Annotated in this window: 12 protein-coding genes and 2 CRISPR repeat arrays; of the genes, 5 read left to right on the forward strand and 7 right to left on the reverse strand. The window is 51.7% G+C overall.

Annotated elements, in window-relative coordinates:
* The first annotated feature begins 63 nt into the window (after nt 1-63).
* Both clpS and clpA read left to right on the forward strand, forming a co-directional pair.
* A complete protein-coding gene (clpS, locus tag IM294_RS12295; protein ID WP_006174393.1) occupies nt 64-384 on the forward strand; it encodes an ATP-dependent Clp protease adapter ClpS in 321 nt (106 codons plus the stop codon).
* Between the two features lie 27 nt (nt 385-411).
* Nucleotides 412-2,691, forward strand: a complete 2,280-nt coding sequence (gene clpA / locus IM294_RS12300; RefSeq protein ID WP_028012550.1) for an ATP-dependent Clp protease ATP-binding subunit ClpA — start codon at nt 412-414, stop codon at nt 2,689-2,691.
* Between the two features lie 105 nt (nt 2,692-2,796).
* On the opposite strand, the gene IM294_RS12305 is transcribed toward clpA, so the two are convergent.
* Together IM294_RS12305 and IM294_RS12310 are read right to left on the reverse strand one after the other, a co-directional pair.
* Nucleotides 2,797-3,276 carry a type VI secretion system tube protein TssD gene (locus IM294_RS12305; protein ID WP_126817688.1) on the reverse strand — a complete coding sequence of 160 codons (480 nt, stop codon included), beginning with the start codon at nt 3,274-3,276 and terminating at the stop codon, nt 2,797-2,799.
* A gap of 233 nt (nt 3,277-3,509) precedes the next feature.
* Nucleotides 3,510-4,211: a hypothetical protein gene (locus IM294_RS12310; RefSeq protein WP_126817687.1), complete on the reverse strand. Its 702-nt coding sequence runs from the start codon at nt 4,209-4,211 to the stop codon at nt 3,510-3,512.
* 664 nt (nt 4,212-4,875) lie between these two features.
* On the opposite strand from IM294_RS12310, the gene IM294_RS12315 reads away from it, so the two are divergent.
* Both IM294_RS12315 and cas1f read left to right on the forward strand, forming a co-directional pair.
* Nucleotides 4,876-5,313, forward strand: a complete 438-nt coding sequence (locus IM294_RS12315; RefSeq protein ID WP_126817685.1) for a hypothetical protein — start codon at nt 4,876-4,878, stop codon at nt 5,311-5,313.
* A 176-nt stretch (nt 5,314-5,489) separates the two neighbouring features.
* Nucleotides 5,490-6,362: a CRISPR direct-repeat array (repeat unit 28 nt; unit sequence GTTCACTGCCGTACAGGCAGCTTAGAAA).
* A gap of 331 nt (nt 6,363-6,693) precedes the next feature.
* Nucleotides 6,694-7,647, forward strand: a complete 954-nt coding sequence (cas1f, locus tag IM294_RS12320) for a type I-F CRISPR-associated endonuclease Cas1f (RefSeq protein WP_193360350.1) — start codon at nt 6,694-6,696, stop codon at nt 7,645-7,647.
* A CRISPR array of direct repeats spans nt 7,648-8,757; the repeat unit is 28 nt; unit sequence GTGCACTGCCGTACAGGCAGCTTAGAAG.
* A gap of 171 nt (nt 8,758-8,928) precedes the next feature.
* On the opposite strand, the gene infA is transcribed toward cas1f, so the two are convergent.
* The 5 genes from infA to trxB form a co-directional block, all read right to left on the reverse strand.
* Complete coding sequence (infA, locus tag IM294_RS12325; RefSeq protein WP_002211347.1) at nt 8,929-9,147, reverse strand: translation initiation factor IF-1; 219 nt, start codon at nt 9,145-9,147, stop codon at nt 8,929-8,931.
* A gap of 284 nt (nt 9,148-9,431) precedes the next feature.
* Nucleotides 9,432-10,136, reverse strand: a complete 705-nt coding sequence (aat, locus tag IM294_RS12330) for a leucyl/phenylalanyl-tRNA--protein transferase (RefSeq protein ID WP_126817673.1) — start codon at nt 10,134-10,136, stop codon at nt 9,432-9,434.
* Between the two features lie 45 nt (nt 10,137-10,181).
* Nucleotides 10,182-11,903 carry a cysteine/glutathione ABC transporter ATP-binding protein/permease CydC gene (gene cydC, locus IM294_RS12335; protein ID WP_126817671.1) on the reverse strand — a complete coding sequence of 574 codons (1,722 nt, stop codon included), beginning with the start codon at nt 11,901-11,903 and terminating at the stop codon, nt 10,182-10,184.
* Nucleotides 11,903-13,669, reverse strand: coding sequence for a cysteine/glutathione ABC transporter permease/ATP-binding protein CydD (cydD, locus tag IM294_RS12340; RefSeq protein WP_126345188.1), 1,767 nt, complete (start codon nt 13,667-13,669; stop codon nt 11,903-11,905). The genes cydC and cydD overlap by 1 nt, the downstream gene beginning before the upstream one ends.
* A 114-nt stretch (nt 13,670-13,783) precedes the next feature.
* Nucleotides 13,784-14,752 (reverse strand): thioredoxin-disulfide reductase, encoded by a 969-nt coding sequence (gene trxB / locus IM294_RS12345; protein ID WP_028012555.1) that lies wholly within the window; start codon nt 14,750-14,752, stop codon nt 13,784-13,786.
* Between the two features lie 544 nt (nt 14,753-15,296).
* Between trxB and lrp the strand changes: the two genes are divergently transcribed.
* Entirely contained in the window at nt 15,297-15,791 is a 495-nt protein-coding gene (gene lrp / locus IM294_RS12350; protein ID WP_000228469.1) for a leucine-responsive transcriptional regulator Lrp, read from the forward strand.
* Nucleotides 15,792-15,890 lie beyond the last annotated feature (99 nt).

Consider the following 15,890-nt stretch of genomic DNA (forward strand, 5'->3'; position numbering starts at 1 on the left):
CGGATGACAGTAATAGATGATTGTTATCTAACATCTGAGGTAGATTCAAAGTGGTTATGCAAAATGGGTAAGACCAACGACTGGCTGGATTTTGACCAGCTGGCGGAAGATAAAGTGCGCGACGCGCTAAAACCGCCATCTATGTATAAAGTTATGTTAATGAACGATGATTACACGCCGATGGAATTTGTTATTGACGTGCTACAAAAGTTCTTTTCTTATGATGTAGAACGTGCAACGCAACTGATGCTTACCGTTCATTATCGTGGCAAAGCTATCTGCGGCATTTTTACCGCCGAAGTGGCGGAAACCAAAGTGGCGATGGTGAACGACTATGCGAGGGAGAACGAGCATCCGTTGCTGTGTACGCTGGAAAAGGCCTGATAAGGCATAAAATTGGGGGAGGTGCCTATGCTCAATCAAGAACTGGAACTCAGTTTAAACATGGCTTTCGCCAGAGCGCGTGAGCACCGACATGAGTTTATGACCGTCGAGCATTTACTGCTCGCACTGCTTAGCAACCCATCTGCCCGCGAAGCGCTGGAAGCCTGCTCCGTGGATCTGGTGGCGCTACGTCAGGAACTCGAAGCCTTCATCGAACAAACCACACCGGTGCTGCCAGCCAGTGAAGAAGAGCGCGACACGCAGCCGACGCTCAGCTTCCAGCGCGTGTTGCAGCGCGCGGTTTTCCACGTCCAGTCTTCCGGACGTAGTGAAGTGACTGGCGCAAACGTCTTAGTCGCCATCTTCAGCGAGCAGGAGTCACAGGCTGCCTACCTGCTGCGCAAACACGAAGTCAGCCGCCTTGACGTGGTTAACTTTATTTCTCACGGAACGCGCAAAGACGAGCCTAACCAGGCATCGGATTCCAGCAATCAGGTCAATAACAATGAAGAGCAAGCAGGCGGGGAGGATCGTATGGAAAACTTCACCACCAACCTTAATCAGCTTGCTCGCGTTGGCGGCATCGACCCGCTGATTGGCCGCGATAAAGAGCTGGAGCGCGCGATTCAGGTGCTGTGCCGTCGCCGCAAGAACAATCCGCTGCTGGTGGGCGAGTCAGGCGTGGGTAAAACGGCGATTGCCGAAGGTCTTGCCTGGCGCATTGTGCAGGGCGACGTGCCGGAAGTGATTGCCGACTGCACCATCTACTCGCTGGATATTGGCTCGCTGCTGGCGGGCACTAAATACCGCGGTGATTTTGAAAAACGCTTCAAGGCGCTGTTAAAACAGCTGGAGCAGGACACCAACAGCATCCTGTTTATCGATGAGATCCACACCATCATCGGCGCAGGTGCGGCTTCTGGTGGCCAGGTGGATGCGGCAAACCTGATCAAACCGCTGCTTTCAAGCGGCAAGATCCGCGTGATGGGCTCCACGACGTACCAGGAGTTCAGCAACATTTTTGAGAAAGATCGCGCGCTGGCGCGTCGTTTCCAGAAAATCGACGTCACCGAGCCGTCGGTTGACGAAACGGTGCAGATCATCAACGGCCTGAAAACCAAGTACGAAGCGCACCACGACGTGCGTTACACCGCGAAAGCGGTGCGTGCGGCGGTGGAGCTGGCGGTGAAATACATCAACGACCGTCACCTGCCGGATAAGGCGATTGACGTGATTGATGAGGCCGGGGCGCGTGCGCGCCTGATGCCGGCCAGCAAGCGTAAGAAAACCGTTAACGTGGCGGATATCGAGTCCGTGGTCGCCCGCATCGCGCGTATTCCTGAGAAGAGCGTTTCTCAGAGCGATCGGGATACGCTGCGCACCCTCGGCAATCGCCTGAAAATGCTGGTCTTTGGTCAGGATAAAGCCATTGAGGCCTTAACCGAAGCGATCAAGATGGCCCGTGCTGGTCTGGGGCATGACCACAAGCCTGTTGGTTCCTTCCTGTTTGCCGGCCCGACCGGCGTGGGGAAAACCGAGGTGACGGTTCAGCTCTCCAAAGCGCTGGGCATTGAGCTGCTGCGCTTTGATATGTCCGAGTATATGGAGCGTCACACCGTCAGCCGTTTGATTGGTGCACCTCCGGGCTACGTGGGCTTTGACCAGGGCGGTCTGCTCACCGACGCGGTGATCAAGCATCCGCATGCGGTCCTGCTGCTCGATGAAATCGAGAAAGCGCATCCGGACGTGTTCAACATCCTGTTGCAGGTGATGGACAACGGGACGCTGACCGATAACAACGGGCGCAAGGCGGACTTCCGCAACGTGGTGCTGGTGATGACCACTAACGCCGGGGTACGTGAAACCGAGCGCAAATCCATCGGCCTGATCCACCAGGATAACAGCACCGATGCGATGGAGGAGATCAAGAAGATCTTCACGCCGGAGTTCCGTAACCGTCTGGACAACATTATCTGGTTCGATCATCTGTCTACCGAAGTGATCCATCAGGTGGTGGATAAGTTCATCGTCGAGCTGCAGGTTCAGCTGGATCAAAAAGGCGTCTCGCTGGAAGTGAGCCAGGAGGCCCGCAACTGGCTGGCCGAGAAAGGCTACGACCGCGCGATGGGGGCCCGTCCGATGGCGCGCGTGATTCAGGACAACCTGAAGAAACCGCTGGCGAACGAGCTGCTGTTTGGCTCGCTGGTAGACGGCGGCCAGGTGACCGTGGCGCTGGACCAGGCGAAGAACGAGCTGACGTACGATTTCCAGAGTGCGGCGAAGCACAAGCCGGAAGCGGCTCACTGAGTTGTAAGGTAAAAGCAAAACGGCAACTTCGGTTGCCGTTTTTAGTGTTTACAAGTAAAGATACGTATGGCCACATCAGAAAAAGGTCTCTTCGGCGTCTCTTTTTTATGCTACTGCTCTTTCATTCCATGAGTCTTTGAACATTATGTTCCCATCACAGTAAATCCATTCTATAGATTCATAACGAATTTCAATTTCTTCCATATGCTTACTTGCAACGCCTATTGGAAATAAAATGGGGGAAATCCTTGTAATTTTTACGTTCTCCATCTTTATATTAAAGTATTCTACTTCTATTCCTGCTTCATTAATCCTGTACATTTTAATTAAAGCAGTTTTAAGTGTTCTACCCTGACATACCGCCCTGAATAAATAGGGGGTGAGGCGATCTATCTCTTTTTCAAATGTAATTGGAACATGTAGACGTGTTCCAGTAAGTTTTCCTGTGTTAAAATCTGTAGGAATCCATACAGAATGATTGAACGATTTAAGTTCTGTCGAACCCAATCGTGTCGGCATTAAACATTCACCTGTTATAGGTGAGTTATTTTCATCAGTTAGCCACATATATGCTGGTATAGACATTTATTTTTTTCCTTTATAAAAAAGTACTAATGAAAATATAGTCACTACTATAGATACAATAATTATAAATGAAACCTTGTTATTATTTACTAGAGCCGAAACGAAAATGGAGATCATTATAATAAAAAAAATAATCCCCCAACCTATAAGATCATTAATGCAATCATCTTTAATACTGGTAAATAAACGCTTAACACAACGCCAAAGAAATTCATTTATCAAATCAAACATTATTACATCATTCTCTTTAATGCTTGGGTAATTTCCTCATTCGAGGCTAAGCTAATATTCAGATATCCTGCTTTCAGGATAATCGGTTCGATCAAGAAATACAGCATTTCTAATCCCTCTCTATATAAAGCATTATAAAATAATGGACAAAAATATTTTAGATTATTTGCACTTTCAGCAGCATGTTGAACAATGCCATAAATATTTGCGCCTCCCACCACCCATCCGACTCTGCTACCAATTTTTTTCATTAATGCACCTTGAACTACTAAACTCATCTTATTCCCGTAGCATATATAAGATGTCACAGTATATATTAAACCATTTTTTGAAATGTATTTTATAGAGTAGTGTGTTGTAAAGGGTGTTAATTTCTCAAGGATTGATTTTTTTTCTACTTCACTCTTATTTTTTAGAAGTGTTTCAATGTATATTTTTATCATCCGGAATATAACATCCCGATGCTTTATCAGTTCATACAGAGAAAACAAAAATCTTTTATCCTCAGATATTAGTTTATTACACACATCTTGATAATTGTCTGTGAGACAAGAAGTATAATAAAGTAATCGTGTTACGCCATCCTCCAGACCATTTAAATAATCTATGACCCCCTCTTTAACTCCAGCTAACGCTTTATCTAATCGCACTGCTAGCTCTTTATCGGTTCCAATTTTCCTAATGATTTCTTCGCTGTAATACATAATATATTCCTTTAGTTTAATGCGTTTATCTTCTTATACGAAAACATTTGATCAAGTGATCATGATCTCACTTTTGTTAAATAGGGAAAAAGATTACTCTTTATCATCTTGATGGATGAATGGACTTAAATAATTAATGTGGTGAATATAAAACTGGATTATCAGTTGTTTATTATTTTGATTGGCATATTTTCCGATTTCAAAGTGCGTCCAGAGAAGTAATCACGCATTCCAACCCGTCCTGCACCTCTCTCACTTAAATTACATTATTATTTGTTCTTTTTGGACGTCCTTTGTTGTAGGAGAGGGGGGAGAGCATGTGGCTGCAGAGGAATTTTGCGAGGCGCTTTCCAGTTTCTTTCGAAGTCAGTTGCTGGATAAATCCACAGTAATAAAATAGCGGCGCACCTGCAAAATCAGGTGCCGGGATTGGCGTCCTGATTACACACGAGAAATGATATTGATACGTCAACTATCATCAGGTTCGTTCACACTTTTGAAAGCTAGCGATATAATCCGCAGACTCAATTATGGTGGGCTGAACCGGGGCTTCTTTTGAAGCGCCGATTTCCCCGTGTGAGTCGGTACGCCAAACCGGTTCAGTCTGCCACCTGAGTTGGCGTTCGGGTGGAGATAACACCATTTCACACGGAGTCATGAACAAATGGAACATACAAATTTTTCTCAGTTTTACAGCGAACTCTCCCTCAACCCCGATCTCCCAACCCTGGCCGAGCGCTGCAAACTGCTCACCGAAATCCTGCTCGACTGCAAATCACTCCCACAAACGCAGCCCGTATGTCGTTGCCTCGGGGCTTATCTGGAAGAGGTAAAATCCGGCCTCACAGAATCCATGCGTGATTTTCAGGTGGTGGAATTTGAGGATGAAGCGGAACAATCGCGACAAAAAGAGTGGCTGCTGGAAGATACCGAAACGAAATGTGACTACTGCCGGGCGTTAAACCACGTACTGCTGGTATCGCATTTTGACCGCGATATGCTGCCGCATCTTACAGGACTGCTCCATGACATCACGCATTCTATGGCTGCAGATGTTGTTGCGCCTCAACGTTCAGAAACGGTAGTTCACATTATTTCCTGAATGTAGTTTGTGGCGTCCGGGGTAGGCCCCTGACGCCACTGGCTTGACCCTTTTTTTTGATGATTAAGTAACCTTTTGATTTATATAATGCGAATTTACGTTTCAGAAAAAAGGGTTTAATGCGGGAAAGTTGATTATTTTCTTTTCTAACAATAAGATGGCGTGGTTTCCTTTCAGTTCACTGCCGTACAGGCAGCTTAGAGAAACGATGCGACTTTTGCGGTAACTGGCTTGATAGTTCACTGCCGTACAGGCAGCTTAGAAATTTCTGAAAGCACTCTATATCCAACAACCAGAGTTCACTGCCGTACAGGCAGCTTAGAAATTTAGCATTGACCACGCAGCCAATATCTAAACAGTTCACTGCCTTACAGGCAGCTTAGAAACATGTCGTACCCAGCCAGCTCTAACGACCCTTCGTTCACTGCCGTACAGGCAGCTTAGAAATGTCCGCTTTGCAGCGACGCTTCCATCGTCTGGTTCACTGCCGTACAGGCAGCTTAGAAATTTTTCTGTGTTGGGTGTTGTGGGGTGGAATTGTTCACTGCCGTACAGGCAGCTTAGAAATACGGAACCCAGCTGATTAATCACAGGCTTTGTGTTCACTGCCGTACAGGCAGCTTAGAAATTGTCGATGCCGATGTTTCGCGCCACATTAGTGTTCACTGCCGTACAGGCAGCTTAGAAATCCCGGTCATGTTATCGGTCGGCAGATGCAGTCGTTCACTGCCGTACAGGCAGCTTAGAAATTGGTGGAAGTGGTGACTGGGGATGCTGAATAGTTCACTGCCGTACAGGCAGCTTAGAAAACAAGGTGATTCAGCAAACACTGGATCGCGTCGTTCACTGCCGTACAGGCAGCTTAGAAAACTCTTCCCACCTCGGGTTCAGCAGGCCACCAGTTCACTGCCGTACAGGCAGCTTAGAAATGATGAAGATTTACTTTTGACAAACTGCGCCAGTTCACTGCCGTACAGGCAGCTTAGAAAGCTGACGTTACCGGAACAGAACCGCCTGCAGCGTTCACTGCCGTACAGGCAGCTTTGAAAGCCCCTCTGGGCTTTAATGCCGTGGAAATGGCGTTACTGTCCCACAGACAGTACAAGTAAATCCATCCCTCACAAATATTCACCTTGTCTATTTAAAAACGAAATACCATCATCCACACGCTATCCATTTTCAGATTAAATAAAAATCCCATTCAGGGGTTAATTATATTTCCATGTATATATTATTTGTAAAAATAATACTTTTAAAAAATAATGTGTTTTTGTTTAGTTATCACAGAAATTTCCATTCATTTGATATATATCACATTTGTATTTCTCTCATCTCCGATAACATACCCGCACTCAATACCTTGAAATTAAAGCCGTTGCTATGCCTGCAAACAGCGTTACCCCAACAGATTTAAAAACCATCCTGCATTCAAAGCGCGCCAACATTTATTACCTGGAGAAATGCCGCATCCAGGTAAATGGTGGACGCGTTGAATATGTCACCCAGGAAGGAAAAGAGTCTTTTTACTGGAATATTCCCATCGCGAATACCACGGCAGTGATGCTGGGAATGGGAACATCCGTTACGCAAATGGCAATGCGGGAGTTTGCCCGGGCTGGCGTGATGGTCGGTTTCTGTGGAACGGATGGCACACCGCTGTATTCTGCGAACGAGGTGGATATCGATGTCTCATGGCTCAGCCCGCAAAGCGAATATCGTCCAACGGCGTATTTACAAAACTGGGTCTCGTTCTGGTTTGATGAAGAAAAACGTCTGCAGGCGGCAAAGCGTTTTCAATTTATCCGTTTACAGCAAATTGAAAAACAGTGGGAGAGGCTGCGGGTAAAGCGAGAAACGTCTTTTCAGCCCGATCGGGACGCGCTGGAGACTATTCTGGAGCGTGCGAAGCAGGGTATGGAAAACGCACAGGATCACACCTCGCTGATGCTCCAGGAAGCTTTGCTCACAAAATCGCTCTACAAACTGACCAGCCAGACGGTGGGCTATGGCAGCTTTACCCGCGCCAAACGGGGAGGCGGGGCGGATATGGCGAACCGTTTTCTCGATCAGGGCAACTATCTGGCCTACGGGCTGGCGGCTGTCGCGGCCTGGGTCACGGGCATTCCTCATGGTCTGGCCGTCATGCACGGAAAAACCCGACGCGGCGGGCTGGTTTTTGATATTGCCGATTTAATAAAAGACGCCCTCGTTATGCCGCAGGCCTTTATTGCGGCGATGGAGGGTGAGGATAATCAACAGTTTCGTCAGCGCTGCATCAACGCGTTTCAACAGGCAGAAGCGCTGGATGTGATGATCGCCACACCCACGGTTTAAGTGCACTGCCGTACAGGCAGCTTAGAAGACCAGCACGCCGGCGGCCATCGCTACACTATCGTGCACTGCCGTACAGGCAGCTTAGAAGTTCTGGAACACGACTGTGACCTGGTTGCCGGCGTGCACTGCCGTACAGGCAGCTTAGAAGGTTACCATTTAACGCAAATTCGTTAATATTAAGTGCACTGCCGTACAGGCAGCTTAGAAGAGCGCTTTCCTGGCTGAAGTGCGGGCGCAGGGTGTGCACTGCCGTACAGGCAGCTTAGAAGTTACCGAACGACGTCGGGGTAGTGCGCCTTAAGTGCACTGCCGTACAGGCAGCTTAGAAGTCCTGTTTAAGGATTAAGCCATGTCACCTGATGTGCACTGCCGTACAGGCAGCTTAGAAGAGCAAAATGAGCTATGAAACGCTGACGCGCTAGTGCACTGCCGTACAGGCAGCTTAGAAGATAAGCGCAAGCATGAAAGAGCCTATCCACATGTGCACTGCCGTACAGGCAGCTTAGAAGAAAAAGCAAACAGTATTACATGCGCATGGCTGGTGCACTGCCGTACAGGCAGCTTAGAAGGTAATTACGACGCTTCACGAAGGGTTTAATGCGTGCACTGCCGTACAGGAAGCTTAGAAGTGTGTCCGGTTGATTTACTGCCGTGGCTGGCGGTGCACTGCCGTACAGGCAGCTTAGAAGTACATGGGCCGCCGGTGCGGCGACGTTCGCAAGTGCACTGCCGTACAGGCAGCTTAGAAGACGTCTAACGGTTTCATGATTAACCATCTGACGGTGCACTGCCGTACAGGCAGCTTAGAAGACGGCTATCTGGGCAATGGGCCACGGCGAACTGTGCACTGCCGTACAGGCAGCTTAGAAGTTTCGATTATATCTGCCTCCTGAAGTGGGAGGGTGCACTGCCGTACAGGCAGCTTAGAAGAAAAACAGTCGTCATACGTGCGGCCAAACCACGTGCACTGCCGTACAGGCAGCTTAGAAACGTCGAAGTTTGAGAGGAGGATGGAAGGAAAGGTGCACTGCTGTACAGACAGCTTAGAAATTCAATCGAATTAACCGACAGTACCGGGAGTAGTGCACTGCCGCACACGCAGCTCAGCAAAATAGAAAATAAGGCCTAACAGTCGTCGCACCGTGCACTGTCGAACAGACAGACCTGAAGCTGGAACGAACGGCTAAATAATTGTTCAAATAATCAACAGCACCACTAAAAAATAAGGCCGGGAATATCCCGGCCTTATTTAATATTCATCTGCCATTACAGGCGAAAAAATTAGCGACTACGGAAGACAATGCGGCCTTTGCTCAGGTCGTACGGGGTCAGTTCAACAGTCACTTTGTCGCCCGTCAAAATGCGGATGTAGTTTTTGCGCATTTTACCGGAGATGTGCGCAGTTACCACGTGACCGTTTTCCAGCTCTACGCGAAACATGGTATTAGGCAACGTATCAAGTACGGTACCCTGCATTTCAATATTGTCTTCTTTGGCCATCTAATCCTCTGGGGTATCACTACCAAGTTTTGAACCGGCAAGATAATGCCGAAATTCATCAATTAAGTAAAGAATTGCGCGATTAAAACGCAGCAAAACAGTTTCGGCGCATTGCCCAAGCGTCACGGTACAACCGAACAGGAAGCGCATTCGTAAAGGGGAGACGACAGGATAAACGTCAGGACGTTATCTGAAGCGAGGGTCCCAAACGGCGGCGGGGCAACAGGCAGAAGCTACTCTGCGGCATAATTATAACACCCTCACAAAAAATATGCGGAAAACATTTAAGCATTGGGCATAAAGAGCGTTCCGGGGATCCAGAAGTCGCGTGGGAGCTTCTCCTGACGGCAGGCGTCAAGATGCTCGATATACTGTCGTCGCGGGATGTCAACTGCACCGAGAGAGGCCGTGTGCTCGTTCAGCACCTGACAATCGATCAGGCGTCCGCCGCGCTGGGCAAAGGCCTCGCAGAAGACCAGCAGCGCGGTTTTCGAGGCGTTAACCGCACGGGAGAACATCGATTCGCCGCAAAACAGCGTCCCTTGCGCCACGCCGTACATGCCGCCAACCAGTTCTCCCTTTTCCCAGACCTCAATGGAGTGGGCGTAGCCAAGCTCATGGAGCTGGTGGTAAGCGTTGACGATATCGGGGGTGATCCACGTCCCTTCATGGCGATCTTCGGCACAGCCTTCGATCACCTGCCCAAAGGCGTGATTCAGCGTGACGCGATACGGGGATTTAGCATGGAAACGCTTCATGCTGCGGCTCAGATGGAACTGCGCTGGCCACAGCACGGCGCGCGGGTCGGGAGACCACCATAAAATCGGGTCGCCGGGAGAAAACCACGGGAAGATGCCGCGCTGGTAGGCCATTAATAGCCGCGCAGGGCTAAGGTCACCGCCAAGGGCCAGCAGCCCGTTGGGCTCACGCAGCGCTCCCTCCGGCGAAGGAAACGCGATGTTATGACGAGAAAGCTGGACCAGGCGCATGACAGCAAAACTCCAGTACGCGAGTGAGGACGCTACAAATATAGTCTACAGACGCTGTTTGAACTGGTAGTAGCGACCCTGTTTCGCCAACAGCTCTGCGTGACTACCTTGCTCAATAATGTGTCCGTTGTCCATCACAATTATCCGATCAAAACTTGCCAGCCCGCGCAGGCGGTGCGTCACCATCAGGACGGTTTTTCCTGCCATAACGTTTGCCAGTAAATCAAGGATTTGACTCTCGGTTGTCGCATCAAGCCCTTCTGTAGGTTCGTCGAGCAGCATCAGAGGTGCATCATGCAGCAGCGCACGCGCAATGGCCAGACGGCGCAGCTCTCCGCCGGAAAGCTGACGACCGCCTTCTCCCAGCCAGCTGTTCAGTCCTTCGTCCTCAAGCAGCTTTTGCAGTCCGACCTGCTTCAGTACGGCGCGAAGATCATCGTCCGAAGCCTCCGGCGCGGCCAGCAGCAGGTTATCGCGCAGGGTGGCGCTAAACAGATGCACGCGCTGTGGAACAACGCTCACGGTCTTGCGCAGGGCCTGCTCGCTGAAATCAGTCAGCAACGTGTTGTTAAAACGAATCTGACCGTGCTGTGGATCCCAGACGCGCGTCAGCAGCTGCAGCAGCGTCGACTTACCGCAGCCGGTACGGCCGAGGATCGCAATCCGCTGTCCTGCATTAACGGAAAGGTTGATACCTTCCAGCGCGTTCTGCGCCTGTTTGTCATAGGCGAAGGTCACGTTATCAAGCGTCAGCGCCACCTGCTCAGGCACGGTGGTTTGCCCGGCACTGAACGTGACTTCAGGCTTTTGTTCGGCAATCTGGGTGATGCGCAAGGCAGAGGCGATCACCTGTCCAAGATGCTGGAAAGCGCCCGTCACCGGGGCCAGTGCCTCAAATGCGGCCAGCGCGCAGAAAACAAAGAGGGCAATAAGAGGGCCTGGCTGGGTATTACCGCCAATCCCGCCGGATGCCAGCCACAGCATGGCGATCACCGCCACGCCGCCGATTAACACCATCAGCGCCTGCGAGAAGGCCGTCAGTTCCGACTGGCGGCGCTGGGCTTCATGCCAGTTCAGCTCCGTACTTTCCATTCGGGCACGGTAGCGCTTGCTGGCACCAAAAATGGTCAGCTCCGCCTGGCCCTGAAGCCAGGAGGTCAGCTGCTGGCGGTAATCCCCGCGCAGCCGCGTCAGGTTTTCCCCGGTGGATTTTCCGGCGCGGTAAAAGAGCGGCGGCAGAATGATAAGCGTCAGCAGCATGATCCCGCCCAGCGTCAGCGCAACGGGAACATCCAGAACGGACAGCCCCAGCGTAACTACCACAATCACCACAAACGCGCCCACTATCGGGGAGATCACCCGCAGGTAAAGGTGGTCCAGCGTGTCGACATCCGCAACGACACGGTTCAGTAATTCGCCCTGGCGAAAACGCGCCAGCCCGGCAGGGGAGAGGGGAAGCAGTTTGCTGAAGGTGTAAATGCGCAGGTGCTGCAGGACGCGGAACGTCGCGTCGTGGCTGACCAGCCGCTCGAAATAGCGTCCGGCAGTACGGGTAATGGCGGTACCCCGCACGCCTGCCGCCGGCAGCATATAGTTGAAGCTGTATAATCCGGCGAACCCGGCTACGGCGGAGGCCGACAGGAACCAGCCGGAAAGCGTGAGCAGGCCGATGCTGGCAAGCAGCGTGACAATCGCCAGCACGATCCCCAGCGTCAGCATCCACTTGTGGCGTTTATAGAGCGCAAGATAAGGCAGCAGAGCACGCATCAGATGTCCTCCTGACGGTTCGCCAGCAGGGCGGCGAACGGCCCCTGCGCGGCAACAAGCGCGGCGTAATTGCCTTGCTCAACAATATGACCGTTTTCCATCACCCAGATCTCATCCCAGTCAGCAATGCCTTCCAGCTGATGGGTAACCATCAGGGTGGTTTGCTGCAGGGAAGCGGCGCTCAGGGCCGCCATGACGCGCTGCTCGCTGTGTGAATCCAGGCTGGCAGCAGGCTCATCCAGCAGCATCAGCTGGCACGGGTTCAGCAGCGCACGGGCGACGGCCACGCGCTGTGCCTGGCCGACAGACAGCCCGGCAGACTGATCGCCTACCACGGTATCGACACCCTGCGGGAGCAGCGGCAGAAATTCACTGACCCACGCGCGGTCGAGAACGGACTGCAGTTCGTCTTCACGAGCATCCGGGCGTGCCAGGAGCACGTTTTCGCGCAGCGTGGAAGCAGGTAGCTGAGGGTTTTGTCCGACCCAACTGAGCTGCTTACGCCAGGCGTCGGGATCGAGATTACGCAGTTCAGTTTTGTTTATCCGCAGCGAACCGGTGTAGGCCATAAAACCGGATAACGCATTCAGCAGAGAACTCTTCCCTGAACCGCTGGTGCCGACCAGCACCACGCGTTTTCCGGCGGGCAGGCTAAAGTTCAGCGGGCCAGCCAGCACTTTTCCTTCCGGCGAGAGAATGCAGAAATCGCTCGCTTCGACGGTTACCGGCTCTTTAGCGTTCAGCGCCACGTCACCGCGCTCCGGGTGCGCCAGCGGCGTCTCCAGGAAGGTTTTCAGGCTGTCGGCCGCGCCAACGGCCTGCGCTTTGGCATGATAGAAGGTCCCCAGGTCGCGAAGCGGCTGGAAAAACTCCGGAGCCAGGATGAGCGCGAGGAAACCGGCAGAAAGGGTCACCGCCGTGCCGTAGTGGCCGAAATCCAGCGCGCCGAGATAGGAGAAACCGAAATAAACCGCCACGAGGGCAATCGACAGCGAGGTAAAGAATTCCAGCACGCCGGACGAGAGGAACGCCAGGCGTAACACTTCCATCGTGCGCTGGCGGAAGTCCTGTGATGCCTGGCGAATGTTCTCGGTTTCCGCTTCACCGCGACCAAAAATACGCAGGGTTTCCATCCCGCGCAGACGATCGAGGAAATGTCCGCTCAGCCGGCCCAACGCCAGGAAATTTCGGCGGTTGGCATCAGCCGCACCCATGCCGACCATCGCCATAAACAGCGGGATCAGCGGGGCGGTCCCCAGCAGGATCAGCGCCGCCACCCAGTTCACCGGGAAGATGGCAATAACAATCAACAGCGGCACAAAAACCGCCAGCGCCATCTGCGGAAGATAGCGCGCGTAGTAATCGTGCATATCGTCGATCTGCTCAAGGATCAGCGTCGCCCAGCTTCCGGCCGGTTTACCCTGGATCCACGCGGGCCCGGCTTCCTGCAGGCGGTCGAGTACCTGACGACGGATCTCGTAGCGGATATGCTGTCCGGCGTGGAAGCCGACACGTTCACGCAGCCACACCACCCAGGCGCGCAGGACAAAAACCAGGATCAGAACAATAAAGGGCAGCAGGAGCGCTTCGCGGGGAATGTTCTCCATAATCATGTGATTAAGAATGCGGGCCAGCAGCCATGCCTGGGCAACAATCAACAGACCGCTAACGAACCCCAGAAGACGGGAGATCGTAAGCCAGCGGCGGGAAATAACGCTTTGCTGTTTCAGCCAGCGTGTTAACTCTTGTTGACGGGTTTTTTCCATTGCGTATTTTGCAGGTGACGTTATAAGAAATTAGACATCTGCATGTTACACGCGAGCAAAAATAAAGGCGACCTGTGGCCGCCTTTATTTACGTTTGTTACTGACTTGTAAAGATTATTTACCTTGTTCAGCCAGTCCGTCGAGGTAGCGTTCAGCGTCCAGCGCGGCCATACAGCCGGTGCCCGCAGAGGTGATCGCCTGACGATAAATATGGTCCATCACATCACCGGCAGCGAACACGCCCGGGATGCTGGTCTGGGTCGCGTTACCATGAATGCCGGACTGCACTTTGATATAGCCGTTTTCCAGCTCCAGCTGGCCTTCGAAGATCGCGGTGTTCGGGCTGTGGCCGATTGCCACAAACAGGCCCGCCACTTCCAGCGTTTCGACGTTATCGGTGTTCTGGGTATCACGAATGCGCAGACCCGCAACGCCCATCTGATCGCCGGTGACTTCTTCCAGGGTACGGTTGGTGTGCAGCACGATGTTGCCGCTCGCCACTTTATCCATCAGGCGCTTAATGAGGATCTTCTCGGCGCGGAAGGTGTCACGACGGTGGATCAGATGCACCTCAGAGGCAATGTTCGCCAGGTACAGCGCTTCTTCCACCGCGGTGTTACCGCCGCCGATAACCGCGACTTTCTGGTTACGGTAGAAGAAACCGTCGCAGGTCGCACAGGCAGAGACGCCGCGGCCTTTGAACGCTTCTTCAGACGGCAGGCCGAGATAACGGGCAGAGGCGCCGGTGGCAATGATTAGCGCATCGCAGGTGTATTCACCGCTGTCACCCGTCAGGCGGAACGGACGGTTCTGCAAATCCACTTTATTAATGTGGTCGAACAGGATTTCGGTTTCGAATTTGGCGGCATGCTCGTGCATGCGTTCCATCAGCAGCGGCCCGGTCAGATCGTTCGGGTCGCCCGGCCAGTTTTCCACTTCCGTGGTGGTGGTCAACTGACCGCCTTTTTCCATGCCGGTGATCAGTACCGGCTGCAGGTTTGCGCGTGCAGCATAGACCGCCGCGGTATATCCCGCAGGTCCAGAACCAAGGATTAACAACTTACTGTGTTTGGTCGTGCCCATGAGATCCCCATTGTTGTTGGCAGGCAATGGGCTGGATTGTAGGGAATTTGTTGCCGTAAAAAAAGAGCACTGGGATTTTGCTTTCGATATATGTAATAGCTGCGCCCGATGAATCCAGTGCCGTTACGTCACGTTTTCTACTGAAAACCGCTCGTTTATAAAGCAGTAAAATGAGGATTAATACCCCCCCGTAATGAATATCCGGCATCTTGTACTAAAAAACGATGTTTTGCTTTGACAATCCCCTGCGCATTTGCGAAAACATTCAAGGAAGAAAAAAAACCGCGTTAACCGTATGCCGCATAGGCATGCACGTAAATGCCATTTTTACCGTGTCAGTGAAATCTACGCATGGCGTGGACAGACGCCATACGTGATGTCGGTGACAGCCTTCGGGCAGCGGTCTTCTTACCAACAGAACCCGAATCCGCATCGCGTCTAATACATAACCAGGCGATGTGATGACTAACGGGTACAGGCTCTGAACAGTGATGTGCACAGGGTCCAGGCAGGAGTAGGGAAGGAATACAGAGAGACAATAATAATGGTAGATAGCAAGAAGCGCCCTGGCAAAGATCTCGACCGTATCGATCGTAACATTCTTAATGAATTGCAAAAGGATGGGCGTATTTCCAACGTCGAGCTTTCAAAACGTGTGGGACTTTCCCCGACGCCGTGCCTTGAGCGTGTGCGCCGACTGGAAAGACAGGGTTTTATTCAGGGCTATACGGCTCTGCTGAACCCGCATTATCTGGATGCCTCACTTCTGGTATTTGTTGAGATTACTCTGAATCGTGGTGCGCCGGATGTGTTTGAGCAATTTAACGCCGCTGTACAAAAACTTGAAGAAATTCAAGAGTGTCATCTGGTGTCCGGTGATTTCGACTACCTGTTGAAAACCCGTGTGCCTGATATGTCCGCCTACCGTAAGCTGCTGGGGGAAACCCTGCTGCGTCTGCCAGGCGTGAACGACACCCGTACCTATGTGGTGATGGAAGAGGTCAAACAGAGCAATCGTCTGGTTATTAAGACGCGCTAACACGGAACAGGTGCAAAATCAGCGTAGTTTGATTACACTCCTGTTAATCCATACAGCAACAGTGCCGGGGAGTCCCGGCGCTGTTGTCCGTTTTAGCAA

It is taken from the genome of Enterobacter cloacae complex sp. P43RS (genome assembly GCF_014930585.1).
Classification (GTDB): domain Bacteria; phylum Pseudomonadota; class Gammaproteobacteria; order Enterobacterales; family Enterobacteriaceae; genus Enterobacter; species Enterobacter bugandensis.